This window comes from Kribbella sp. NBC_00382, assembly GCF_036067295.1.
Lineage (GTDB): Bacteria > Actinomycetota > Actinomycetes > Propionibacteriales > Kribbellaceae > Kribbella.
This window is the reverse complement of record NZ_CP107954.1, coordinates 5,564,520-5,587,517: the sequence shown is the minus strand read 5'-3', so window position 1 is coordinate 5,587,517 and position 22,998 is coordinate 5,564,520. Positions and strand designations below refer to the sequence as shown.

At 68.4% G+C, this 22,998-nt stretch carries 21 protein-coding genes; 14 read left to right on the top strand and 7 right to left on the bottom strand.

The genetic code is table 11. The features are described 5' to 3' along the window. Position 1: 1 nt before the first annotated feature. The 5 genes from gmd to OHA70_RS26730 all read right to left on the bottom strand — a co-directional run bounded on the left by gmd (position 2) and on the right by OHA70_RS26730 (position 5,011). On the bottom strand, positions 2–1,033 hold the full coding sequence (gmd, locus tag OHA70_RS26750) for a GDP-mannose 4,6-dehydratase (RefSeq protein WP_328322334.1): 1,032 nt from the start codon (positions 1,031–1,033) through the stop codon (positions 2–4). After that, positions 1,030–2,007: a GDP-L-fucose synthase family protein gene (locus OHA70_RS26745; protein ID WP_328322333.1), complete on the bottom strand. Its 978-nt coding sequence runs from the start codon at positions 2,005–2,007 to the stop codon at positions 1,030–1,032. Before OHA70_RS26745 ends, gmd begins: the two co-directional genes overlap by 4 nt. Continuing rightward, the gene (locus tag OHA70_RS26740) at positions 2,007–3,590 is read right to left on the bottom strand and encodes a sugar transferase (RefSeq protein WP_328322332.1); all 1,584 of its coding nucleotides are present in this window, start codon (positions 3,588–3,590) and stop codon (positions 2,007–2,009) included. The genes OHA70_RS26745 and OHA70_RS26740 overlap by 1 nt, the downstream gene beginning before the upstream one ends. A 336-nt stretch (positions 3,591–3,926) precedes the next feature. Further along, on the bottom strand, positions 3,927–4,202 hold the full coding sequence (pspAA, locus tag OHA70_RS26735; RefSeq protein WP_328322331.1) for a PspA-associated protein PspAA: 276 nt from the start codon (positions 4,200–4,202) through the stop codon (positions 3,927–3,929). Further along, positions 4,202–5,011 (bottom strand): PspA/IM30 family protein, encoded by an 810-nt coding sequence (locus OHA70_RS26730; RefSeq protein ID WP_328322330.1) that lies wholly within the window; start codon positions 5,009–5,011, stop codon positions 4,202–4,204. The genes pspAA and OHA70_RS26730 overlap by 1 nt, the downstream gene beginning before the upstream one ends. Before the next feature lie 167 nt (positions 5,012–5,178). Here OHA70_RS26730 and OHA70_RS26725 point away from each other — a divergent pair, with 167 nt between their 5' ends. Beyond that, positions 5,179–5,769, top strand: coding sequence for a DUF3043 domain-containing protein (locus tag OHA70_RS26725; protein WP_328322329.1), 591 nt, complete (start codon positions 5,179–5,181; stop codon positions 5,767–5,769). A gap of 9 nt (positions 5,770–5,778) precedes the next feature. Here OHA70_RS26725 and OHA70_RS26720 read toward each other — a convergent pair whose 3' ends face one another. Next, on the bottom strand, positions 5,779–6,105 hold the full coding sequence (locus OHA70_RS26720; RefSeq protein ID WP_328322328.1) for a YciI family protein: 327 nt from the start codon (positions 6,103–6,105) through the stop codon (positions 5,779–5,781). A gap of 101 nt (positions 6,106–6,206) precedes the next feature. On the opposite strand from OHA70_RS26720, the gene OHA70_RS26715 reads away from it, so the two are divergent. The 13 genes from OHA70_RS26715 to OHA70_RS26655 all read left to right on the top strand — a co-directional run bounded on the left by OHA70_RS26715 (position 6,207) and on the right by OHA70_RS26655 (position 20,055). Further along, positions 6,207–7,220, top strand: a complete 1,014-nt coding sequence (locus OHA70_RS26715) for an aldo/keto reductase family protein (protein ID WP_328322327.1) — start codon at positions 6,207–6,209, stop codon at positions 7,218–7,220. Further along, positions 7,217–7,426: a hypothetical protein gene (locus OHA70_RS26710; protein ID WP_328322326.1), complete on the top strand. Its 210-nt coding sequence runs from the start codon at positions 7,217–7,219 to the stop codon at positions 7,424–7,426. Before OHA70_RS26715 ends, OHA70_RS26710 begins: the two co-directional genes overlap by 4 nt. Before the next feature lie 48 nt (positions 7,427–7,474). Beyond that, on the top strand, positions 7,475–8,185 hold the full coding sequence (locus tag OHA70_RS26705) for an SCO2322 family protein (protein WP_328322325.1): 711 nt from the start codon (positions 7,475–7,477) through the stop codon (positions 8,183–8,185). Next, a complete protein-coding gene (locus tag OHA70_RS26700; protein WP_328322324.1) occupies positions 8,186–9,286 on the top strand; it encodes a CbiQ family ECF transporter T component in 1,101 nt (366 codons plus the stop codon). It begins immediately after the preceding gene. Then, positions 9,283–10,893 (top strand): ABC transporter ATP-binding protein, encoded by a 1,611-nt coding sequence (locus OHA70_RS26695; protein ID WP_328322323.1) that lies wholly within the window; start codon positions 9,283–9,285, stop codon positions 10,891–10,893. The genes OHA70_RS26700 and OHA70_RS26695 overlap by 4 nt, the downstream gene beginning before the upstream one ends. Beyond that, a complete protein-coding gene (locus OHA70_RS26690; protein WP_328322322.1) occupies positions 10,890–11,696 on the top strand; it encodes an ECF transporter S component in 807 nt (268 codons plus the stop codon). The genes OHA70_RS26695 and OHA70_RS26690 overlap by 4 nt, the downstream gene beginning before the upstream one ends. Next, complete coding sequence (locus OHA70_RS26685) at positions 11,689–12,390, top strand: bifunctional adenosylcobinamide kinase/adenosylcobinamide-phosphate guanylyltransferase (RefSeq protein ID WP_328322321.1); 702 nt, start codon at positions 11,689–11,691, stop codon at positions 12,388–12,390. Before OHA70_RS26690 ends, OHA70_RS26685 begins: the two co-directional genes overlap by 8 nt. 134 nt (positions 12,391–12,524) lie before the next feature. Then, the gene (locus tag OHA70_RS26680) at positions 12,525–13,511 is read left to right on the top strand and encodes an adenosylcobinamide-GDP ribazoletransferase (protein WP_328322320.1); all 987 of its coding nucleotides are present in this window, start codon (positions 12,525–12,527) and stop codon (positions 13,509–13,511) included. Between the two features lie 545 nt (positions 13,512–14,056). Next, positions 14,057–15,247: an ROK family transcriptional regulator gene (locus OHA70_RS26675; protein WP_328322319.1), complete on the top strand. Its 1,191-nt coding sequence runs from the start codon at positions 14,057–14,059 to the stop codon at positions 15,245–15,247. 103 nt (positions 15,248–15,350) lie between these two features. Continuing rightward, a complete protein-coding gene (locus tag OHA70_RS26670; RefSeq protein WP_328322318.1) occupies positions 15,351–16,430 on the top strand; it encodes an ABC transporter substrate-binding protein in 1,080 nt (359 codons plus the stop codon). Positions 16,431–16,552: 122 nt separating this feature from the next. After that, entirely contained in the window at positions 16,553–17,365 is an 813-nt protein-coding gene (locus OHA70_RS26665; protein ID WP_328322317.1) for an ATP-binding cassette domain-containing protein, read from the top strand. Continuing rightward, a complete protein-coding gene (locus OHA70_RS26660; protein ID WP_328322316.1) occupies positions 17,362–18,657 on the top strand; it encodes a sugar ABC transporter permease in 1,296 nt (431 codons plus the stop codon). Before OHA70_RS26665 ends, OHA70_RS26660 begins: the two co-directional genes overlap by 4 nt. Positions 18,658–18,840: 183 nt before the next feature. After that, the gene (locus OHA70_RS26655; RefSeq protein WP_328322314.1) at positions 18,841–20,055 is read left to right on the top strand and encodes a low temperature requirement protein A; all 1,215 of its coding nucleotides are present in this window, start codon (positions 18,841–18,843) and stop codon (positions 20,053–20,055) included. Positions 20,056–20,094: 39 nt separating this feature from the next. On the opposite strand, the gene OHA70_RS26650 is transcribed toward OHA70_RS26655, so the two are convergent. Then, positions 20,095–22,953, bottom strand: a complete 2,859-nt coding sequence (locus tag OHA70_RS26650) for an AfsR/SARP family transcriptional regulator (RefSeq protein WP_328322312.1) — start codon at positions 22,951–22,953, stop codon at positions 20,095–20,097. Between the last annotated feature and the right edge of the window lie 45 nt (positions 22,954–22,998).

Here is a 22,998-nt window from a genome sequence, read left to right as displayed (position 1 = left end):
GTCAGTCCTCGCGGGTCAGGGCGGCGAGATCGGCGTCCACCATGATGCGGACGAGCTCCGGCACGTGCACCTGGGCCTTCCAGCCCAGCTCGGCGTGCGCCTTCGACGCGTCGCCGATCAGCGAGTCGACCTCGGTCGGCCGCTCGTAGCGCTGGTCGTAGTCGACGTACTTTTCCCAGTCCATCCCGGCGTGCTCGAAGGCCATCGAGACGAAGTCGCGGACCGAGTACGACGTACCGGTGGCGACCACGTAGTCGCTCGGCTTGTCGTGCTGCAGCATCCGCCACATGCCCTCGACGTACTCCGGCGCGTAGCCCCAGTCGCGGCAGGCGTCCAGGTTGCCCAGGTACAGCCGCTTCTCCTGGCCGAGCTTGATCCGCGCGACTGCCCGGGTGATCTTCCGGGTCACGAACGTCTCGCCCCGGCGCGGGCTCTCGTGGTTGAACAGGATCCCGTTGACCGCGAACATGTCGTACGCCTCGCGGTAGTTGCGGGTCATCCAGTACCCGTAGAGCTTGGCCGCGCCGTACGGCGAGCGCGGGTAGAACGGGGTCTCCTCGTTCTGCGGCGGCGGCGTCGCGCCGAACATCTCCGAGCTGCTCGCCTGGTAGAAGCGGCAGTTCAGCCCGATCATCCGGATCGCCTCGAGCAACCGGGTGGTGCCCATCCCGGTGGTGTCACCGGTGTACTCCGGCTCGTCGAAGCTGACCCGGACATGGCTCTGCGCGGCCAGGTGGTAGACCTCGTCGGGCTGGATCGAGGCGAGCAGCGTGACGAGCCGCGAGCCGTCGGTCAGGTCGCCGTAGTGCAGGAACAGGCGCTTGTCCTGCTCGTGCGGATCCGTGTAGAGGTGGTCGATCCGGTGCGTGTTGAACGTGCTCGCCCGGCGGATCAGGCCGTGCACCTCATAGCCCTTGCTGAGCAGCAGCTCGGCCAGGTACGAACCGTCCTGGCCGGTGATACCGGTGATCAGAGCCTTCTTCGCAGTACCCCCTGCTGCGGCGTGCTCTGGTGTGTGTCCCCCAGTGGTCATGCGTCGTTCCTCCCGTTGGCGAGGTACCAGGCGTAGACACTGGCCACGCCCTCCTCGAGGTCGATACCGGGCTTCCAGCCCAGGGCGCTCAGCTTGCTCACGTCGAGCAGCTTGCGCGGCGTGCCGTCCGGTTTCGACGGGTCGGTGCCGATGGCGCCTTCGTAGCCGACCGCCTTGGCGATGATGCCGGCGAGTTCACGAATCGTCACGTCGGTGCCGACACCGACGTTGATCGGGCCCGGCTCGTCGTACTGCTCGAGCAGGTGCAGGCTCGCGTCGGCCAGGTCGTCCACGTGCAGGAACTCCCGGCGCGGCGTGCCCGTCCCCCACAGGACGACCTCTTCGGCGCCGGTCTGCTTCGCGTCGTGGAACCGGCGGATCAGGGCCGGCATCACGTGCGAGCTGGTCAGGTCGAAGTTGTCGTTCGGCCCGTACAGGTTGGTCGGCATCGCCGAGATCCAGCGCAGTCCGTGCTGGCGGCGGACCGCCTGGACCTGCATGATGCCGGCGATCTTGGCGATCGCGTACGCGTCGTTGGTCGGCTCGAGCTCACCGGTGAGCAGGCTCGACTCCTTGATCGGCTGCTCGGCGAACTTCGGGTAGATGCAGGACGACCCGAGGAACAGCAACCGCGGCACCCGTGCGTCGAGCGCCGCGTCCATCAGGTTGACCTGGATCCGCAGGTTGTCGCTGAGGAACTCGGTCGGATGGTCCCGGTTGGCCAGGATGCCGCCGACCTTCGCGGCCGCGTCGATCACCACCTGCGGGCGGTGCTCGGCGAAGTACGCGAAGGTGGAGTCCCGGTCGCGCAGGTCCAGCTCCTTAGAGGTCGCACCGATCAGGTCGGCGAAGCCCTCCGCCTCCAGCTTGCGCCAGATGGCCGAGCCGACCAGGCCGCGATGTCCCGCGACGTACACGCGGGCGTTCCGGTCCAGCCGGCCCTCCCGGTCGACACTCGTCATTGCATTCCCCATCAGTAGGCACCTGACCCGCGGATCACCGCGCGGGCCGTCTTCCACAAGATCAGCAGGTCCAGCGTCATCGACCAGTTGTCCACGTAGCGCAGGTCGAGAACGACGGACTCTTCCCACGACAGGTCGCTGCGGCCGCTGACCTGCCACAGCCCTGTCAGGCCCGGCTTCACCAGCATCCGGCGGGTGTCGTCGGCGGCGTACAGGGCGACTTCCTGGGGCAGCGGCGGACGCGGGCCGACCAGCGACATCTCGCCACGCAGCACGTTGATGAGCTGGGGCAGCTCGTCGAGTGAGAACCGGCGCAGGATCCGGCCGAGGCCGGTGACGCGGGGATCGTCGCGCATCTTGAACAGCATCCCGTTGCCGTCGCTGAGCGCGTGCAGGTCGCCCAGTCGTTGCTCGGCATCCACGAACATGCTGCGGAACTTCAGCATCGAGAACTCTTCGCCCGAGCGGCCGACCCGGCGCTGCTTGAACAGCACCGGTCCCTTGCTGCTCAACCGGACCGCGACGGCGAGGCCGAGCATCAGCGGCGACAGCACGATCACCAGGATCAGCGCGAGCATCCGGTCGAAGACACCCTTGAGCAGGTGCGGTCCACCGCTGACCGACGGGCGCTCCAGGTGGAGGAGCGAGAGCCCGGCGACCGGACGGACGGAGATCCGCGGACCGGCGACCTCGATGATGCCTGGCGACACGATCAGCTCGACGCCGCGCTGTTCCAGGGCCCAGGACAGCCGGCGCAGGGACTGACCGGCGAGGTCAGGATCGGAGGCGACGGCGACGACGTCCACGGCGTGCCGGTCGACGGCGGCCATGATGTCCGCCTCGTCCAGCTCGTCCGGGCCCAGCAGCAAGGCATCGTGCTCGCGATGCGGCCTGCCGTCGCCACGCGGGCGACAGGTCGCAACCACCCGGAAACCGTCCGAGGGACGCTTCTCGAGGTGTTCGCTCAAGGTCGAGGCCTGACCGTTGCGGCCGACGACCAGCACCCGGCGCATGCAGCGGCCGCGGTACCGGTGGCGGCTCAGGTCGCGGCGCAGGCCGTACCTCAGCAGCAGGGCGAGCAGCACGGTCGCGGGGATCGCCAGGACGACGAAGCCGCGGGCGATCTCGGTCCTGGTCGCGTACGAGACGATCGCGACGACGGCCGTCAGCCCGGCGCCCGAGCGCAGGATCGAGCGGAACTCGTCCGGACCGGCGCCGAAGAACCGTGGCTCGTAGCCCTTCGACATCGCCACCGCCGCGACCCATGCCAACGGCAACAAACTGCCGAAGACCAGGTAGGCGCCGCCGACCTGGTAGCCGAACCTGGTCAGCAAGGCGATCGAGACGCCGATCACGGCCGCGAGCAGGTCTCCCCCGAGAGCTGCCCAGCGGTAGACGGCGACCCATTGCGGCTCGGTGAGCCGGGCCGACCGCGGCACGATCGCGGGCACCGAGTCCGGCACCACCCAGACCGGGCGGCGCCGATCGAAGTACTCCGACGGCACCACAGTGGTCTGCAACGTCGCTGATGGCAGGCCTGTCGACGACAGGCCCGTAGTAATGGTCGCGTCTGCATCAGACGCGGCTTCCCCCATGACGGCATGATCCGTCACCCTTAGTCACCCCCCGGTGAACCGGCCGCGGTTTGAGTCACACTCTGTCACAATCTCCAGTGGACCCAGAAGCGCAAAGCCGTGAAGTACACCGTCCCGTCGACGGCAGTTCACCGAGGGTACTACGCGCACAGCAGGTCCGACAGTAGTAACTACGGAGTGTTGGGAAGCGTTACGCACAGGGTTTTTCCAACGCTCCGTCCGAGGGTTTTCCTGCTCTCGGCAAAGGATTTCCCTCGCCTGGGGCAGGGCCTCCGCGCAGATCCGCGGGACCGCCTGAGCGGACCCGCGGATCACGAAGGGGTAAGCAAGCAGAGGTCAGCCCGCGATCAGGCCGTCTCCGCTGATCAGTTCACGCATCTCGGCCAGCGTGCTGTCACCCGGAGGCAGGATCGCGTCCGAGTCGTGCAGCTCGGTGTCCGGCACCTTGTCGCCGGCCCGGACGAACGCCAGCAGCGCGGCGAAGGCGGTCTTGAAACCCTCTTCGTCTCCGGCCGAGACGGCCTTCTCCAGGTCGGCGTCGACCAGGTTGAGCTGGTCGAGCTTCTCGTCGGCCAGCTGGTACTGACCTTCGCCCATGATCCGGACGATCATCACGCGTCTCCATCCTGCGGTCGGACCGGCTGCTGCACGGGTTGCTGAGCCGGCTGCTGGGGCTGGGCCGCGCCGGGCGCGTCCTGGGCGATCTGCTTGGGCGCCTCGGTCGGGGCGATCTGCGCCTTGAGGGCGGCGAGCTCGGACTCCACGTCCGACCCCGTCGACATCCGCTCGAGCTCGAGCGTGATGCTGTCCTTGGACGAACCGGAGGCGTCGTCGAGCGCGCCGGAGGCGAGCAGCTCGTCGATCGCGCCGGCCCGGGCCTGCATCTGCAGGGTCTTGTCCTCGGCCCGCTGGACCGCCAGACCGACGTCGCTCATCTCCTCGGAGATGCCGGAGAAGGCCTCGTTGATCCGGGTCTGCGCCTCGGCGGCCGTGTAGGTGGCCTTGATCGTCTCCTTCTTGGTGCGGAAGGACTCGACCTTGGCCTGCAGCCGCTGCGACGCGAGGGTGAGCTTCTCCTCCTCGCCCTGGAGCTGGGCGTGCTGGGTGGTCAGGTCGTCGATCTGGCCCTGCAGCCCGGACTTGCGGGTCAGTGCCTCGCGAGCGAGGTCCTCCCGGCCCATCGAGAGCGCCTTCTGGGCCTGGTCCTGCAGCTTCTGCGACTGCGACTGCAGCTGCGACGCCTGCAACTCGACCCGCTTGCGGCTGGTGGCCACGTCGGCCACACCCCGGCGCACCTTCTGCAACAGTTCGAGCTGCTTCTGGTACGAGTAGTCAAGGGTTTCGCGAGGATCCTCAGCCTTGTCCAAAGCCGAATTGGCCTTGGCCTTGAAGATCGTCGACACCCGCCTGAAGATGCTCATCGATATCCGTACCCCTTCTGTGCCGGAGGTGACCCGGCGTGCGTGTCAACCACCCTATGTCCCTGCGGGTCACCACACCATCAGGACCGGCCCGGATAAAGTGGACCAAAGGTCCGGGGACCACCCCGAGACCGGCGTCGCCAGTTCCCGAATGAGGTTCAGTCCCCGTGTTCCGTCGTACCAAGTCTGAGACATCGTCCCAAACGCAGGCCGCGGCCCCCCAGCCGAAGGTCGGGGGCAAGGGCCGTCCGACCCCGACCCGGCGCGAGGCCGAGGCGTCCCGCAAGGCCGCGCTGAAGAAGCCGCGCAACCGCAAGGAGGCGGCCGCGTACCGGCGGGAGAAGGTCCGGACCGAGCGCGGCAAGATGCAGGAGGCGATGAAGACCGGCGACGACCGGTACCTGCCCGCCGCCGACAAGGGCCCGGTCCGCCGGTTCGCCCGCGACTACGTCGACGCCCGCTGGTCGGTGATGGAGTTCGCCCTGCCGGTGCTGCTGGTGATCTCCCTGGTCGGGGTCGTTTTCTCTCAGGCCTTCCCCTGGTTGCCGGGCCTGGTGAACATCCTCTTCCTGCTGATGATCGTCGCGATCGCCGGCGACTGGTTCCTGGTCACCGGCGGCCTGAAGCGGGCCGTCAAGGTCAAGTTCCCGAACGAGTCGGCCAAGGGCATCGGCTTCTACGCGGTCCGCCGGACGATGCAGATGCGCCGCTGGCGGCTGCCGAAGCCGATGGTCGCCCGCGGCGAGAAGCCCGCGTAACTCGTCGGATCAGGCGTCGAACGGGGTGACCTCGATCGGGCGGGCGCAGGCCTTGCTCGCCCGGGTCGCCCACTCCTGCGCCGTGGACAGGTCGGGCGCCTCGATCACCCAGAAGCCCGCCATGTACTCCTTGCTCTCCACGAACGGCCCGTCGGTGATCAGCACGTCGCCCTGGTGGGCGCGGACCACCGACGCGGTCGTCCGGGCGTCCAGGCCGCCGCCGAAGACCCAGACGCCCTTGGCCACCATCTCCTCGTTCAGCTTCGCGACGTCACCACGCTCGTGCTCGTCGGACTCGCCGTCCACGTGGACCACTCCCAGCAGGTACTGCGTCATGGCGCTCACCTCTCGTTCCGTCGTACGGGTCACCACTCACACGATGCGGACCCGCCCGGATCGACACCGCGTCCCAGAGTTTCTCGCAGTAGGGTCAGGGCATGGACTTTCGGTATCTCGGAAACAGTGGGTTGAAGGTCAGCGAGATCTCGTACGGGAACTGGCTCACGCACGGTTCGCAGGTGGAGAACGAACAGGCCAAGGCCTGTGTGAAGGCGGCCCTGGAGGCCGGGATCACCACGTTCGACACCGCGGACGTCTATGCGAACACCAAGGCGGAGACCGTCCTGGGTGAGGCGCTGGAGGGCGTGCGGCGCGAGTCCCTGGAGATCCTCACCAAGGTGTACTGGCCGACCGGGCCGGGCGGACCGAACGACGTCGGGCTGTCCCGCAAGCACATCCACGAGTCGATCAACGCGTCGCTGAAGCGGCTGAAGACGGACTACGTCGACGTCTACCAGGCCCACCGGTACGACACCGAGACGCCGCTCGAGGAGACGATGGAGGCGTTCGCGGACGTCGTCCGTTCGGGCAAGGCGCTCTACATCGGGGTCTCGGAGTGGACCGCGGAGCAGCTCCAGGAGGGCCACCGGCTGGCTCGTGAGCTGCACATCTCGCTGGTCTCCAACCAGCCGCAGTACAGCATGCTCTGGCGCACGATCGAGGCCGAGGTGGTACCGGCCTCGGAGGAGCTCGGCATCGGTCAGGTGGTCTTCTCGCCGATCGCGCAGGGAGTGCTGACCGGGAAGTACAAGCCGGGCGCCGAGCTGCCGGCCGGGTCGCGGGCGACCGACGACAAGGGTGGCTCGAACATGATCAGCCGCTACCTGAACGACGACGTGCTGACCCGGGTGCAGGAGCTGCAGCCGCTCGCGGCCGAGGCCGGGCTGTCGCTGTCCCAGCTCGCGATCGCCTGGGTGCTGCAGAACCCGAATGTCTCCTCGGCGATCACCGGTGCCTCCCGGCCCGAGCAAGTCACCGAGAACGTGAAGGCCGCCGGCGTGAAGCTCGACGACGGGCTGCTCAAGCGGATCGACGAAACCCTTGGCGGCATCGTCGAGCGGGATCCGGCGAAGACCGCGCAGAACTCCCCGCAGACTCGGCCGGGCCGATGAGCTGGACGTGGCGGTTCGAGACCGCAACCGGTGAGGCCGCCGACCCGGGTGACCTGACCGGCACGGAGTTCTCCGCCCAGGGCGACGCCGAGAGCTGGCTGGGCGAGATCTGGCGCGAGCTGGCCGAGAAGGGTGTCGGGCAGGTCTACCTGCTCGAGGACGGCCGCGAGGTCTACGGCCCGATGAGCTTGGCCGCCCAGGAGTAACCAGCTGTAGCAGTCGTGGCCCGGAACCTGGGAGATAGGCTCCGGGCCATGATTGCTGTTAAGCGACTGGTCCTCACCCTCATGACCGGCCTCTTACTCGCGGGCACGGTCACCACCACAGCCCACGCCGAGGACGGGTACCGCTTCTGGGGCTACTACCAGTACACGGGCGGACAATGGGCCTTCGCGCAGAAGGGCTCCGAGGCAGTAGTACCGACTGACGGCGCTGTAGAGGGCTGGCGGTTCGCCGTGGGTGGCGCCAAGCCGCGCGTGCCCCGGGCTGCTGGCGACTTCACGACCATCTGTGGGTCCACACCGGCAGAGACCGGCAAGAAGCGGGTAGCCCTGGTGATCGACCCCGGTACTGCGGCCGACTCGACCGCCGGTGCGACTCCTCCCCCGGCCAGCGGCACCTGTGTCGTCACCGACCTCAAGGCGACCGGGGCGAAGGTCCTGGCCGCGGTGAAGCCGGTACGGATCGAGAAGGGCCTCACCTGCGGGATCGGCGGCTACCCGGCGACGGGCTGCGGCGACCAGGTCAAGAACATCAAGGTGCCGGCCACGGACGAGCAGGTGAAGCTGGAGATCGGCCCGGCGGTCGGAGCCGCCCCTGCCCCCTCGGCCACGCCGTCGCCTTCGGCTGACGCCCAGCCGGCCAAGGGCAGTAAGGTGGGGTGGGCCGGTGGGATTCTGATTCTGCTCATCGCCGTCGGCGGGTACCTCACCAGCCGCCGCCGTACGAAGTTCCTGAAGCAATAGGTGCGCGCTGTCAATCGTCCCGACCTGCCCCGGGCTCTGCACCCCGGGGCCTGGTGGCTGTGGGCCCTGGGGCTGGCCGTAGCCGCCAGCAGGACCCGCAACCCTGTCTTGCTGCTCCTCATCCTGGTGATAGCCGGCTTCGTGGTCGCTGCCCGGCGTAGCGACGCTCCCTGGGCGAACAGCTATGTGGCGTTCCTCAAGCTCGGCCTGGTCGTCATCGGCATCCGGGTAGTGCTGCAGGCGTTGCTGTCGACCCGCTCGCAAGGCAACACCGTCCTGTTCACACTGCCGCAGATCCCCTTACCTGATTGGGCAAACGGCGTGAAGCTCGGCGGCGAGGTGACCGCCGAAGCAGTACTCACCGCCCTGTACGACGGTGGCCAGCTCGCGGTGATGCTCTGTTGCATCGGCGCGGCCAATGCGCTGGCCAGCCCGCGCAAGCTGCTCAAGTCCCTACCGGGTGCCCTGTACGAGATGGGTGTGGCCTGCGTGGTCGCACTGACCTTCGCGCCGCAACTGGTCACCGATGCCCGCCGTATCCGGGCCGCTCGACGCCTCCGCGGCCGCACTCGTGGTTCCTTCCGTACGACCGCCATGCCCGTCCTGGAAGGCGCTCTCGACAGGTCGGTCGAGTTGGCCGCCGCAATGGACTCCCGTGGCTACGGGCGAACAGCGCAGGTCCCCCGACGGCAGCGGCGGATCACTGGTGGTGCCGTACTCCTTGGGCTGCTCGGGATCGCTCTGGGTGTCTACGCGCTGCTCACTGACGCCATGGCGTTCCCTGTCGCCGCAGGTGCGTTGGCCTTTGGGTTGCTGCTCGCGGTCGGAGCCATGGCCGTCGGGCGCCAGCGGGTGACTCGTACCCGCTACCGCCCGGATCCTTGGGCCTTGCCTGAGTGGCTGGTTGTCTTGTCCGGCGCTTTGGCGGCCGCGGTGATGATCGTCGCCTCCGCTCGCGGAGTTGCTGGGTTGGTGCTGCCGGGTCCCCTGGTGGTTCCGCCTGTGCCGGTGCTGCCGGTGATCGGCCTGCTGCTCGGCCTCGCTCCAGCGGTGGCCGCACCGCCGCTGACCCGACGACCACGTGAGCTGGTGCCGGCATGATTGAGTTCGACCGCGTGACGGTCACCTACGCCGGCGCTACCGAGCCCGCTGTCCGGGACGTGAACTTCACCATCCCGGAGGGCGAGCTGGCGCTGGTGATCGGCCGGACCGGCTCCGGCAAGTCCACGCTGCTGCGGACCATCAACGGGCTGGTCCCCCACTTCACCGGCGGGACGCTTGCCGGACGAGTGCTCGTCGACGGCCGGGACACCCGCGAGTACCGGCCGCGCGATCTGGCCGACGTGGTTGGCATCGTCGGGCAGGACCCGATGGCCGGGTTCGTCACCGACACGGTCGAGGACGAACTCGCGTACAGCATGGAGTCGCTCGGGATCGCACCGGACGTGATGCGGCGGCGGGTCGAGGAAACCCTTGATTTGCTGGGGCTTGCCGACGTACGGGACCGGGCACTGACCTCGTTGTCGGGCGGGCAGCGGCAGCGGACGGCTATCGGGGCTGCGCTCACCTCTCACCCGGCGATCCTCGTCCTGGACGAGCCGACCTCGGCGCTGGACCCGCAGGCCGCAGAAGAGGTCTTGGCCGCACTGCAGCGGCTGGTGCACGATCTGGGCGTCACTGTCGTGATGGCGGAGCACCGGCTCGAGCGGGTCATCCAGTACGCCGACCGGGTGATCGAGGTGCCTGGGGGCTCCGGGGCTGTCTCTACTGGGCTCCCGGCCGACCAGATGATCACTGCGCCGGTAGCACCACCCGTGGTCGAGCTAGGCCGCCTTGCCGGCTGGTCACCGTTGCCGCTGTCGGTGCGGGACGCCCGTCGAGCTGCAGTGGCCCTGCGATCCCGCCTGACCAACCTGGCACCGCTGAGGCCCGTCGCTGTCGAGGGGCGGGAGCTGGCTTCGTGCAAGGACCTGGTGGTGTCCTACGGCAACACGCCTGCGCTGCGTGGGGTGTCGGTGAGCATCAGGTCCGGCGAGGTCGTCGCACTGATGGGTCGGAACGGTGCAGGGAAGTCCACACTGCTCAATGCACTCGTCGGACTCGTCCAACCGCGCTCTGGCAGCGCTAGTGCGGCCGGGGCCGACCCACGGCGTACTAGGCCGGCGCAGTTGGTGAAGGCGGTCGGCTTGGTGCCGCAGGAGCCCGCCGACCTCCTGTACGCCGCCACGGTGGCTGATGAATGCGCAGGGGCCGACAGGGACTTTCGGGTGGCGGCGGGGAGCTGTCGGGCAGTACTGGACCGGCTTGCGCCTGGCATTGACGACCAGCTGCATCCACGCGACCTGTCCGAGGGACAACGGCTCTGCCTGGCGCTGGCCGTCGTACTGTGCGGCGCTCCTCCCCTGGTGCTCCTGGACGAACCCACTCGCGGGTTGGACTACGGCGCCAAGCATCGGCTCGTCGAGATCCTGCGGGAGCTGGCACTGGCCGGGCACGCCGTCGTGCTGTCGACGCATGACGTCGAGATGGTGGCTGAGGTGGCTACCCGCGTGCTGGTGCTGGCTGAGGGCGAGTTGGTGAGTGATGGCGAGACTGCGACGGTTATCGCGGGCTCTCCGGCCTTTGCTCCGCAGGTGGCGAAGATCCTGGCGCCACTGCCGTTCCTGACCGTCGGCGAGGTCGCCACTGCGCTGGAACGGGCGTCGTGAGACTCGTCCAGCTCAAGCCCCGCAGTACGGCGACCCTCGTGCTCGCCTCTGTTGTAGGCGTCCTGGCGTTTGGGTGGCCGCTGCTCTGGTCTACCTCGCAGGGCGGGGAGTCGGCTATTGGGCATACGACTGATGCGCCTTGGCTCTTTGTCCTGCTGCTGCCGTTGCTGGTGGCGGTAGTACTGGCTGAGCTGGCCGAGGACGGGATCGACGCCAAGGTGATCTCGCTGCTCGGCATGCTCGCTGCAGTGGGGGCTGCGTTGCGCGCGCTCGGGCCTGGGACGGCAGGGCTTGAGCCTGGGTTCTTTCTGTTGATCCTGGCGGGGCGGGCGTTCGGTGCCGGGTTCGGGTTCGTCCTGGGGGCGGTGTCGTTGCTGGCCGGAGCGCTGGTCAGTGGCGGGGTCGGGCCGTGGATGCCGTTCCAGATGTTCGCCTGCGCGTGGGTGGGCTGCTTTGCCGGGTTGCTGCCGCGGGTAGGTGGCCGGCTGGAGTTGCTGTTGCTGGCGGCGTACTCGATGGTCGCGGGGGTGCTCTACGGGCTGGTGATGAACCTCTGGTTCTGGCCCTACGCCACCTTCGGCAGCGACTTCTCCTTCATCCCGGGCGACTCGCTGGTGGACAACCTGCATCGGTACGGGCTGTTCGTGGTGGCGACGTCGCTGGGGTGGGACATCCCGCGCGGAGTGCTCTGCGCGGTACTGGTGCTGGTACTCGGTCGGCCGATCCTCAACGCCTTCCGCCGAACCGCCCGGAAGGCCGCCTTCGACGTACCGGTCGTCTTCGAGAGGGGTCCTCGTGGCTGAGCTGATCACTGGACCCGACGGCGCGGTGGTCGACGGCGTACTCCGCCTCGGCGCCGACGGAGTCGTCGCTGCGGCCGGCTACGAGGTGACGACGACCAGGACAGTCAGCGGCCTCCGGTACGACGTACTGACGCCTGCGGGCGAGCAGTTGTCGTGGACGGCGCCAATGGCGGCGCAACGGATGCTGGTGCTCGGCGGTGCTCGCTCTGGCAAGTCAACCGAAGCGGAGCGACTACTGGCCGACCATGCTGACACCATCTATGTGGCTACCGGAGGAGACGGGTCTGCTGATCCGGAGTGGGCTGAGCGAATCGCTCTCCATCGCTCCCGGCGACCCGCGTCCTGGGGGCTGGTCGAGACCATCGACCTCGTCCCGCTGCTGGAGACGGCCGGACCGCCGTTGCTGATCGACTGCTTCACGCTCTGGCTCGCCCGCACGATGGACGAGTGCGAGGTCTGGAGCGACTACAGCCGGGCAGCCGAGGTGGAGAAACGCATCGAGCGCCTCGCCGACGCCTGGTCTGCAACCACCAGGCTGGTGGTTGCCGTGAGCAACGAAGTGGGGTCCGGGGTGGTACCCGCCGACGCCGGCACCCGGCTCTACCGCGACCTGATGGGCCGCGTGAACGCTACCCTCGCCAGACGATCGGAGACGGTGCTGTGGTGCGTCGCTGGCCGGACCGTCGCGCTCTGACCGCCGACCGCGCGGGTGGCGGTCGGCCGCAAGCGCGGCCGGGTGGTGAGGGCTGGCCGCAAGCGCGGCCGGGTGGTGGGGGTCAGCTAGGTGAGCGATCGGATGGTTTCTGCGTCGGCTGGGAGGGTCGCTAGATGGTTGATGGGTTGAGGCTGGCGTTCGGGACGTTGTCGGTACTGCCTGCGGGGACGCCGGGGAACGTCGATCGGCGGGTGGCCGGGCGGGCGATGGCGCTGGCTCCGCTGGTGGGGTTGGTGCTGGGTGGGATTGCCGGGCTGGTGGTTTATGGGGCCCACCGGGTGAAGCCCGATGCGCCGTTGCTGGCGGCGGTACTGGGAGTCATCGTGCTGATGGCCTTATCAGGTGTATTGCATCTGGACGGGCTGGCGGACAGCGCTGACGGGTTCGGCAGCCGGCGTGATCGCGAGACCAAGCTGCGGATCATGAAGCAGAGCGATATCGGGCCGTTCGGTGTCGTCTCGATTGCGGCCGTGCTGCTGATCGACGTCGCCGCGCTGCAGGCCTGCGTCCAGAACGGCTTCGGCTGGCAAGCACTGCTGATTGCCGGCGTCGCCAGCCGCCTCACCCTCCCCTGGTCCTGCCGCACCTCGGTACCGTCCGCCCGCCCCGACGGCCTCGGCGCCATGGTCGCCGGCACAGTCCGCCCGTACGCCGCCCTGCTACTCACCCTCGTGGCCACCGCCGGCGCCGCCACCGTCGGCTGGCTCGCCTCCCGCTCCACGGCCCTCGGCTGGTGGTCGTACAGCGACGAGGGCAGCATCCCAGTCGGCGGCCTCTTCAGCGGCGGCTCCTCGCAGGACCGAGCCCACGAGACCCTGAGCATCGTCACTGGCCAGTCCTACCCGCCCACCAGCCGGCCGTACGACAGCACCTTCAACTACTCCCCCGGCAATACCCAACTGGCGCACTGGCTCGGCCTGTCCACGCTCGACCTCACCATCCTCGGTGCCGCCATCGCGGTGCTGGCAGCCGTCTTGCTGAGCTTCGCCGCGACCCGGCGTACCAGGAAATCCCTCGGCGGCATCACCGGCGACACCCTCGGCGCCACCGTCGAACTCGCCCTCCCCACGACGCTCCTGGTGCTGGCCTTCACCACCTAACCGCCCCAACCCACCCCGCACTGGCGACCTTCAACACCATCTGGTGACCTCGGACACCGCACACCTTGTCCACACCCACCAGATGGTGTTCAAGGTACTCACTCCCGACCGTAAGAAATCCGCACGCAGGAGTTGAGGTGCCGGCGAAGCAGAGAGCCAAGGCCCACCGGCAGCACGCGGCGGCTGGCAGCTCGCTCACCATTTCGGTGGTTAACCCCTGAATTGGTGGGTTGCCACCCCTGAATCCCGGCGGGCAACCCACAATCTCAGGGGTTGTCCACCGAAATGGCGGCGGAGTGAGGCGGCGGGTGGGACTCGGGCGGGTGGTGAGTGGCGGGTGGTGAGTGGTGGGTGGCGGGTGTGTGCGCTCTCATCGGTGGCTGGCGCGGGTCGCCGGGATCAGGGCAGGGGGGCGTGCATTAGTGTCCTTTCCGGCACGGGGGTGGGCAGCACTACGCGTAACGGTGAGGACACGTGACGGTTACCCGGAGATTCCATTACGGCAGTTCGGGAACGAATCGCCCGCGATCCGTTATCTTTATGTAATGAACGCAACCCGCCCAGCGCCTGGCTCGCAGGCTTCGCTCCGCGAAGCCAACCGCGAGCGCGTCCTGGGGGTTGTCCGGCAGCACGGTCCGCTCACGCAGGTCGAGATCGCCGCGGCCTCCGGGTTGTCCGCCGCGACCGTGTCGAACATGGTCAAGGAGCTCGACCAGGCCGGCATGGTCGGGCTGTCCCGCAGCATCCGCAACGGCCGCCGCGCAGTACTGGTGTCGCTGGCCTCCGGCGGAGCGCTGCTGGCCGGGGTCGCATTCGGCGAGCGGGACGTCCGGGTCGCGATCGCCTCCGAGAGCCGCGAGATCCTCGCCCAGCAACTGATGCCGCTCCAGGCCGACCACGTCGCCGACGACGGGATGGAGCGCGCCGCCCGGCTGCTCGCCGATCTCTGCGAGACGGTCAACGCGAGCGTCGAGGACATCGGCGCGATCGGCTTCGGCCTGCCCGCGCCGGTCGACTCGGTCAGCGGCGAGGCCGGCTCCGACGCGGTACTGCCCGGCTGGCGCGGCGTCAACGTCGCCGAGGCGATGGCCGGCCACCTGCGCGCCCCGGTCGCGCTCGACAACACCGCCAACCTGGCTGCACTAGGTGAACTCCGCGAAGGCGCGTTGCGCGGCGTGAAACACGGTTGCTACATCAAGTTCTCTTACGGCGTCGGCGCCGGCATCGTGCTCGGCGGCGAGGTCTTCCGCGGCTCAGCCGGTACTGCGGGCGAGATCGGCCACCTCACCATCGACGAGAACGGCCCGATCTGCCGCTGCGGCAACCGCGGCTGCCTCGACACCTTCGTCGGCTCCCGCGCGCTGTTGGCGAGCCTGCAGGCCTCCCACGGAGCACTCAGACTCCGGGACATCGTCACCCGGGCCCTGGCCGGTGATCTCGGCTGCAGAAGGGTGATCGAGGACGCGGGCCGCCGGGTCGGGGTCGCGATCGCGGGTCTGGTGAACCTGTTCAACCCTGAGGTGATCGTGGTCGGCGGCAAGATGGCCGAGGCCGGCGAGCTGATCATGCTGCCGCTGCGCGAGGCCCTCGACCGATGCGCGATCCCGAGCGCCGCCGCCACCGTCGAGCTCCGGCCGGCCGAGCTCGGTGACGATGCGGATGTGCTCGGTGCCATTCAGTTGGCATCCGTGCTGAGCCATGCCCGGACAGCCAGGGCGCTCGAGACAACCGTGTAACAACGATATGTCTATTTCTTGAATTCAAGCCTTGACGTCAAGTCGGTTCTGGGTCTTGACTCTGCTCAGGCCTACTCGGGCCCTCACGTCAAGGAGTCGCTCTATGTCCGTCTCACCAACCCGTCTTGTCGGCCTCGGCATCGCCGTATCGGCCCTTGCCCTCTCACTGGTGGCCTGTGGGTCGGACGACAAGTCCGACACCGCTGGCGGCGGTGACAGCAAGGGCGGCAAGATCGCCCTGCTGCTCCCCGAGTCGAAGACGACTCGCTACGAGGCGCTCGACCGCCCGCTGTTCACCGAGGCCCTCAAGGCCGAGTGCGCGAGCTGTGAGCTGATCTACAGCAACGCCGACCAGGATGCCGCCAAGCAGCAGACCCAGGCCGAGGCCGCGCTGACCCAGGGCGCCAAGGTCCTCGTGCTCGACCCGGTCGACGGCAAGGCCGCCGCCGGTGTCGTCGCCGCCGCGAAGGCGCAGAACGTCCCGGTCATCGCCTACGACCGCTTCATCGAGGGCGCGAACTACTACGTCTCGTTCGAGAACGAGGCCGTCGGCAAGCTGCAGGCGCAGACCCTGGTCGACGCCCTCAAGGCGGCCGGCAAGACGTCGGGCAACATCGCCGAGATCAACGGCTCGCCGACCGACCCGAACGCGGCCGACTTCAAGAAGGGCGCGCACAGCGTGCTCGACAGCTCCGGCTTCAAGATCGCCGCTGAGTTCGACACCCCGGACTGGAGCCCGGACAAGGCCCAGGCGTGGATGGAAGGGCAGCTCAGCGCCATCAAGTCCGGCCTGATCGGCGTGTACGCAGCCAACGACGGTACCGCTGGTGGCGCTATCGCAGCCCTCAAGGGTGGTGGCGTGAAGCCGCTGCCGCCGGTCACCGGTCAGGACTCCGAGCTCGCCGCGATCCAGCGGATCGTCTCCGGCGACCAGCTGATGACGATCTACAAGGCCGTCAAGCCGCAGGCCACCGCCGCCGCCAAGGCAGCCGTTGCCCTCGCGAACGGCGGCAAGGCCGAGTCGACCGGTGACTTCAAGGGTGTTCCGGCCACGATTCTCGACCCGATCGCCGTCACCAAGGCCAACATCAACGACACTGTGGTGAAGGACGGCATCTACAAGGTCTCCGACATCTGCACCGCGTCGTTCGCCGCGGCCTGCGCTGCCGCCGGCCTCAAGTAACTCCCGGCCTCAACGGATACCGGCCCGCCCCCGGGCCGTGACCAAGCAGAGCCGAGGTCCGGGTGGGCACCCAGTGCCCACCCGGACCGAAGCCGGATAGCAAGCCCTCAGGAGGCTGATCGATGACTGTCACACCCACCCCTGTCACGGCCGCCGGCACGGTGCTGGCGCTACGGGGTGTCTCCAAGCGCTTCGGCGCCGTCCAGGCGCTCAAGAACATCGAGCTGGACGTGCGCGCTGGTGAAGTGCTCGCCCTGGTCGGCGACAACGGCGCCGGCAAGTCGACGCTGGTCAAGACCATCGCCGGCGTCTACACCGCCGACGACGGCACGATGGTGTTCGACGGGCGGGAGGTACGGGTGCACAGCCCGGCCGAGGCTCAGCAGCTCGGCATCGCCACCGTGTTCCAGGACCTGGCCCTGTGCGACAACCTCGACGTCGTCGCGAACCTGTACCTCGGTCGCGAACTGCGCAAGGGCAAGGTGCTCGACGAGGTCGAGATGGAACGCTCCTCCTGGGAACTGCTCCGCCAGCTGTCCGCCAAGATCCCCAGCGTCCGGATCCCGGTCGCCAGCCTGTCCGGCGGTCAGCGCCAGACGGTCGCGATCGCCCGCAGCCTGCTCGGCCAGCCGAAGGTCGTGATGCTCGACGAGCCGACCGCCGCCCTCGGTGTCGCGCAGACAGCCGAGGTACTCAACCTGGTCGAGCGCCTCCGCGAGCGTGGCCTCGCGGTGATCCTGATCAGCCACAACATGGCCGACGTGATGGCGGTCGCGGACCGGGTCGCGGTCCTGCGCCTGGGCCGCAACAACGGGGTCTTCGACGTCGCCGAGACGAAGTCCCAGGACATCATCGCCGCGATCACCGGTGCCACGGACAACGCAGTCTCCGAGCGCGCGGCGCGCCGGACCCAGCAGGAAGGTTCCGCATCATGACCACCCCGGTCGACGGATCGCAGGCACCCGTGCAGGACGCTGTGCCCGAGACGCACGACGCGGCCGCACTGCCCGCCGATCTCCAGGACGAGCGCCTGATCGCCAGCCACGGCATCGGCGGCGCGGTCTCCGCCTTCACCTCGCGGCTGCGCTCCGGCGACCTGGGCTCGGTCCCGGTCGTGATCGGCCTGATCATCATCTGGGCGGTCTTCCAGATCGCCAACAGCTCCTTCCTGACCAGCCGCAACCTGGTCAACCTGACCCTGCAGACCACCTCGGTCGGAGTCATTGCCCTCGGCATCGTTCTGGTCCTGCTGCTCGGCGAGATCGACCTCTCGGTCGGCTCGGTCAGCGGTCTGGCCGCCGCGGTGCTGGGCGTGACGTTCGTCAACAAGGGCTGGCCGCTGGTGCTGTCGCTGGTCGTCGCGGCCCTGCTCGGTCTGGTGATCGGGTTGTTCTACGGCGCGCTCTTCACCAGATTCGGCGTACCGAGCTTCGTGATCACGCTGGCCGGTCTGCTCGGCTTCCTCGGTCTGCAACTGCTGGTGCTGGGCAAGGAAGGCACGCTGAACATCCCGTTCGACTCGGGCATCGTGAAGTTCGCGACCCAGGACTTCCTGCCGCCGGCCGTCGCCTACGTGCTGGTCGCTGTGGTCGTCGCCTTGTACGTCCTGAGCCGGCTGCGGACGCGCAGCTCCCGGACGAAGGCCGGGCTGTCCGCCGCGCCGACGTCGATGATCGCGATCAAGGCGGTCGCGCTGGCGCTCGTGCTGTTCGTCCCGGTCCTCGTGCTGAACGGCGACCGCGGTGTGTCGGCGATGTTCCTGCTGTTCGTCGCTCTCGTGGTGGCCGCCGACTTCATGATCCGGCAGACTCGCTGGGGCCGCTCGGTGCTGGCGGTCGGCGGCAACGTCGAGGCAGCTCGCCGTGCCGGTATCAACGTCCGGTTCATCTACCTGTCGGTCTTCGCCGCCTGCTCGACCTTCGCTGCCGTCGGCGGCATCCTGGGCGCGGCCCGGCTGATCGCCGTCAACCAGAGCAGCGGTGGCGCGGACACCAACCTGAACGCGATCGCCGCCGCCGTCATCGGTGGTACCAGCCTCTTCGGTGGCCGTGGCTCGGCGTACTCCGCACTGCTCGGCGCGCTGGTGATCATGTCGATCGCCAACGGCTTGGCCCTGCTCAGCCTCGACTCCAGCGTTCGCTTCATGGTGACCGCCGGCGTCCTGCTGATCGCCGTCACGATCGACTCCCTCAGCCGCCGCAGCCGTCAGGCGCACGGCAGGGCCTAGACCCGGTGGGCTGCTACCTGACCCCTGCCTCGGTAGCAGCCCGCCGTTCCAACGAACGGATCGCCACTCCCCGCCCGGGGTGGCGATCCGTTTCTCTTTCCCGGTACCAGCGGTTATCGCCTTCCGAGTCCGTGGCGGCCGAGGGTGGTTGCCACGGGCCCTTTGCTGTGCAGAATGTGGCGCATGAACACACGTCGGACGCCGATCAAGGCCCAGGCCACCTCGGAAAACCATTCGGTCACCACGCTGGAGTTGTTCTTCGATCTGGTCTTCGTCTTCGCGCTGACCCAGATCACCGCGCTGATGGCGCACGACCTGACCTGGTCCGGGGTGATCCGGGGCGTGCTGCTGATCGGCCTGCTGTGGTGGAGCTGGATCGGGTTCTCCTGGCTGTGCAACCTGGTCAAAGCCGACGAGGGCTCGATCCGGGGCGTCATGCTGGCCGCGATGGGGGCGATGTTCGTGATCGCGCTGGCCATCCCGGAGGCCTTCCACGACCTGCCTGGTGGACTACCCGGTCCAGTGGTGATCGCGGTCGCATACTTCGTCTTCCGGGCGATGCACCTGTGGCTGTTCTGGCTGATAGCCGACGGCGACCCGGTATTGCGCCGGACGCTCGCACGGTTCGCCCCGGCGATGGTCTCCGCTACGGCGCTGCTGCTCGTCGCGTCCCAGTTCCACGGCACCACGCAGACCCTGATCTGGGCGGCCGCACTGGCTGCGGACTACGGCGGTACCTACCTTGTCGACGCCCGTGGCTGGCGGCTGCGCTCTGCGGCCCACTTCGCCGAGCGGCACGGGCTGATCGTCATCATCGCGCTGGGCGAGTCGATCGTCGCGATCGGCGTCGGCGTCACCGACCTGCCGATCTCCTGGCCGATCCTGGTCGCCTCGGTGCTCGGCCTGATCGTCGCCGCCGCATTGTGGTGGATCTACTTCGACGCGACCGTCATCTACGGCGAGCGGGCACTCGCGGCCGAGCCGACGGAGACCCGGCCCAAGCTCGCCCGCGACGCGTACACCTTCCTGCACTTCCCGATGGTGGCCGGCATCGTGCTGCTCGCGCTGGGCCTGAAGAAGGTCCTGGAATACGTCGGTGACACCGAGCACCACCACCTCGACGACCCGCTGAAGGGCATCGGCCTGTACGCGCTGTTCTTCGGCGTCGTGCTCTACCTCCTCGGCCACGTCGGCTTCAAATGGCGTACCACCCATCAGCTCGGCATCAGCCGCCTGATCACCGCCGCCCTCTGCGTCGCCGCCCTGCCGCTGCTCCTCCACGTGCCGGCGCTCGGCCAACTCGCAGTACTGGCTGTCCTTCTGACCGGTCTGGTCGCCTTCGAGTCCGTCCGCTTCGCCCAGGAACGCGAAGCCCTCCGGCATGGCGAGCACGCCTGACTTTGCCCTCCGGCACGGCGAGCAGGCCTGACTTTGCGATCAGCTGTGGTTGGCCGGGTCCCTGGGATCGGTGTCCAGGATGTGCTGGATCTGTTGCTGGAGCGTCGTCTTGCCGCTCGCCCCGGCCTCCTCGATCAGGCGCAGCCTGGTCCGCCGGCTGCCCTCGACGTCGCCGAGCGCCATCGCCAGATCGGCCTCGATCAACTCGACCACCTCCATCAGATTGGTTCCGGGGTGGTGCCGGTCCCAGTCGATCGCCTGGTCGAGCAGCTCCCGGCCGAGCGCCGTGTCACCGGTCCGGCTGGCCACCAGGGCCATCATGGTCCGCACCCGGGCGACGGTGAAGTCGTTGCCCACGGCACCATAGATGTCCGCCGCGCGGGTGAGGGTCGCCATCGCGTCGTCGTACCGGCCCAGCTCGAGCTCGTTCTCGCCGAGCAGGAACAGCCCGTCGCCCTCGCTGATCGTGCCCGGCGGCGCCATCGCGTGCAGCTCGCGCGCCCACCCGGCCCCGGCCTCGAAGTCGTGCCGCTCGGCGGCGATGATCGACAACTGCTGGAGGACGAAGACGCGCAGGTCCACCGGCCCGTCGGGCTGCTCGGTCAGCTCGAGGGCCTTGGTCGTCACCTCCTGGGCCCGATCGAGATCCATGCTCTGGTTGGCGCCGATGCTGATGTGGAACATCGCCCGCACCTGGAGCTCGGTGGAGCCGAGCTGCTCGGACAGTTCCAGCAGTTCCTCACCTGCCGCCAGGCGTTCTGCGGGCGACAGCTCCAACGCCGGAAGCAGGCCGAACGCCAGCCGGACGTAGAGCTCCAGCGGGCCGGACTCCTTGACCGCTTCCCTGGCTGCTGAGAGCACCTCCGCCCGGAGATCATCGAGCGCCGCGATCACGCTGTAGCCGTTCAGCCGGAGCGCCAACTCGGCCGCCTCGACCTGTCGGCCGGCTTGGAGAGCCGTGAAGACCGCCGCCCGGATCAACGGCCAGTTGCCGTCCATCCACGGGCCTGGGTCGGCGATGGCATCCGCCTCCGCGGCCGGTAGTCGTGGCCGGTCCGGCACCGCCAAGCGGAGCGTGAGGGTGAGTCCGTGCGGGAGGCTGTTGTCCGCCAGGCCGGCCAGGCGCAGTACGGCCTGCAGATACCTCCCAAGTGGTTCGTCACGGTCGCCGGCCAACGCCAGTTGTTCTGCAGCGTAAGCGCGGACAAGCGCGTGCATCTTGTACCGCTGGTCGTGGACGAGTTCGACCAGGCCCAGGTCGACCAGGCGCTCGAAGACGGCAGCGCCGGTCGCTTCGTCGCAGTCCAGCAGCGGCGCGGCCACCCAGGACGGGAACTCGGTGATGCCCACCAGGGAGAGGCGTTCAAGCAGTTGCCGGGCCTGCGGGTCGGCGAGCGTCATGGTGCGACCCAGGCTCGTCCGTACTGCGAGGTCCCCGGCCACCATCGAGTCGAGCCGCTGGTCGTCGTCGGCCAGCGCGTGGGCGATCGACTGCAGCGCATCGTCGCCGGACAACGCCAACCGCGAGCCGACGATGCGCAGTGCCAACGGGAGACCGACACATTGCTCGGCCACCGAGTCCAGAGTCAAACGGTCGCGCAGCGTTCGACCGATCAGCCGGGTCAGCAGGGCGTGGCTCGTCGTTGCGTCCAGCGGCGTGACTTGGCGATGTACTGCCTCGGTCAGCTCCGGCAACGGCTTGCGTGAGGTGACCAGCACGGCACAACGCGAACCAGTAGGCAGCAACTGGGCAACGATCCCGGCATCCAGCGCATCGTCCAGCAGCACGAGAACAGCCAGGCTCTCGGTCCGTTCGCGGAACATCGTCGCCCGGTCGGCGGCCGAGGCCGGTACCGCGCCAGGCTGGACCCCGAGCGAGCGCAGCATCCGCCCAAGCAATGCGCCGGCAGGCACCGCCTCTCCCCCGACGTCTTGCAGCCGCGCGAACAGTTGTCCGTCGGGAAACGACGCCGCCACCAGATGGCCGATCCGCGTTCCGGCCGCCGATTTCCCAACGCCGGCGCCACCCCAAAGGCAGTAGACGGCAGGCTGAGCACGATCGCCCTGGGTCAGCACCCGTCCGGCGTCGGCCAGCAGGTCGTCACGCCCGATCAGCAGCGAGATGTCCACCGGCAACTCTCGCGGCACGGTGCCCTCGGCCCGGATCGCCGTCTCCGGTCGCAAGCTCGGATCGTCGCGCAAGATGGCCAGATGGAGCCTGCGCAGCGCAGGAGCGGGATCCAGCCCGAACTCCTCGGCCAGCCGTCCGGCCAACTCCTGGTACGCCCGCAACGCCTCGGATTTGCGGCCGGCACGATAGAGCGCCGTCATCCATGCCGCCATCAACCGCTCGCGTTGCGGGTGCTCGCGAACGAGACCGGCCAGCTCACCCTCGACCTGCTCATGCCGCCCCGCTTGCAGATCCGCCTCGACTCGATCCTCGACTGCAGCCGCACGCCCCTCGACCAGCCCCGCGATCAACCGCTCACGGGTCTCCTGCGGCACCAGGTCAGCCAACGGCTCCCCACGCCAAACCTCAAGCGCCCGCCGCAGGCCGTCACCCCGCAGTACCGGGTCTGGCTCATTGCGCGCCAGAGCCACCTGACGCCGAAAGCGCTCTACATCAACCGACTTAGCCTCCACTTGTACGGCGTACCCGACGGCGTTGCTGCTGATCGTGATGCCTGGCAACGCCTTGCGCAGCCGGGAGACATAGACCTGCAGTGACCCACGCGCATCGGCCGGCGGATCATCCGGCCACAACAGATCGACCAGCTCCGCGAGCGGCACCGATTCATTTGCCCTCAGCAACAAGATCGCCAGCAACGACCGCTCCTGCCGGCGCAGGGCGGTCGCCTGGCCGGAGATCTCGATTGCCCCCAGCAAACGGAAGTCCATGGGTGAACAGTAGAACGCCCTGCTGACAAAGTTCTGTCAGCAGGG

Excerpts from the sequence above, each read along its gene's own strand:
- pspAA (WP_328322331.1), bottom strand. The coding sequence starts at position 4,202 with ATGATCGTCCGGATCATGGGCGAAGGTCAGTACCAGCTGGCCGACGAG.
- OHA70_RS26745 (WP_328322333.1), bottom strand. The coding sequence starts at position 2,007 with ATGGGGAATGCAATGACGAGTGTCGACCGGGAGGGCCGGCTGGACCGG.
- OHA70_RS26680 (WP_328322320.1), top strand. The coding sequence starts at position 12,525 with ATGGTTGATGGGTTGAGGCTGGCGTTCGGGACGTTGTCGGTACTGCCT.
- OHA70_RS26740 (WP_328322332.1), bottom strand. The coding sequence starts at position 3,590 with ATGGGGGAAGCCGCGTCTGATGCAGACGCGACCATTACTACGGGCCTG.
- OHA70_RS26665 (WP_328322317.1), top strand. The coding sequence starts at position 16,553 with ATGACTGTCACACCCACCCCTGTCACGGCCGCCGGCACGGTGCTGGCG.
- OHA70_RS26650 (WP_328322312.1), bottom strand. The coding sequence starts at position 22,953 with ATGGACTTCCGTTTGCTGGGGGCAATCGAGATCTCCGGCCAGGCGACC.
- OHA70_RS26670 (WP_328322318.1), top strand. The coding sequence starts at position 15,351 with ATGTCCGTCTCACCAACCCGTCTTGTCGGCCTCGGCATCGCCGTATCG.
- gmd (WP_328322334.1), bottom strand. The coding sequence starts at position 1,033 with ATGACCACTGGGGGACACACACCAGAGCACGCCGCAGCAGGGGGTACT.
- OHA70_RS26705 (WP_328322325.1), top strand. The coding sequence starts at position 7,475 with ATGATTGCTGTTAAGCGACTGGTCCTCACCCTCATGACCGGCCTCTTA.
- OHA70_RS26730 (WP_328322330.1), bottom strand. The coding sequence starts at position 5,011 with ATGAGCATCTTCAGGCGGGTGTCGACGATCTTCAAGGCCAAGGCCAAT.
- OHA70_RS26715 (WP_328322327.1), top strand. The coding sequence starts at position 6,207 with ATGGACTTTCGGTATCTCGGAAACAGTGGGTTGAAGGTCAGCGAGATC.
- OHA70_RS26720 (WP_328322328.1), bottom strand. The coding sequence starts at position 6,105 with ATGACGCAGTACCTGCTGGGAGTGGTCCACGTGGACGGCGAGTCCGAC.
- OHA70_RS26710 (WP_328322326.1), top strand. The coding sequence starts at position 7,217 with ATGAGCTGGACGTGGCGGTTCGAGACCGCAACCGGTGAGGCCGCCGAC.
- OHA70_RS26660 (WP_328322316.1), top strand. The coding sequence starts at position 17,362 with ATGACCACCCCGGTCGACGGATCGCAGGCACCCGTGCAGGACGCTGTG.
- OHA70_RS26655 (WP_328322314.1), top strand. The coding sequence starts at position 18,841 with ATGAACACACGTCGGACGCCGATCAAGGCCCAGGCCACCTCGGAAAAC.
- OHA70_RS26675 (WP_328322319.1), top strand. The coding sequence starts at position 14,057 with ATGAACGCAACCCGCCCAGCGCCTGGCTCGCAGGCTTCGCTCCGCGAA.
- OHA70_RS26695 (WP_328322323.1), top strand. The coding sequence starts at position 9,283 with ATGATTGAGTTCGACCGCGTGACGGTCACCTACGCCGGCGCTACCGAG.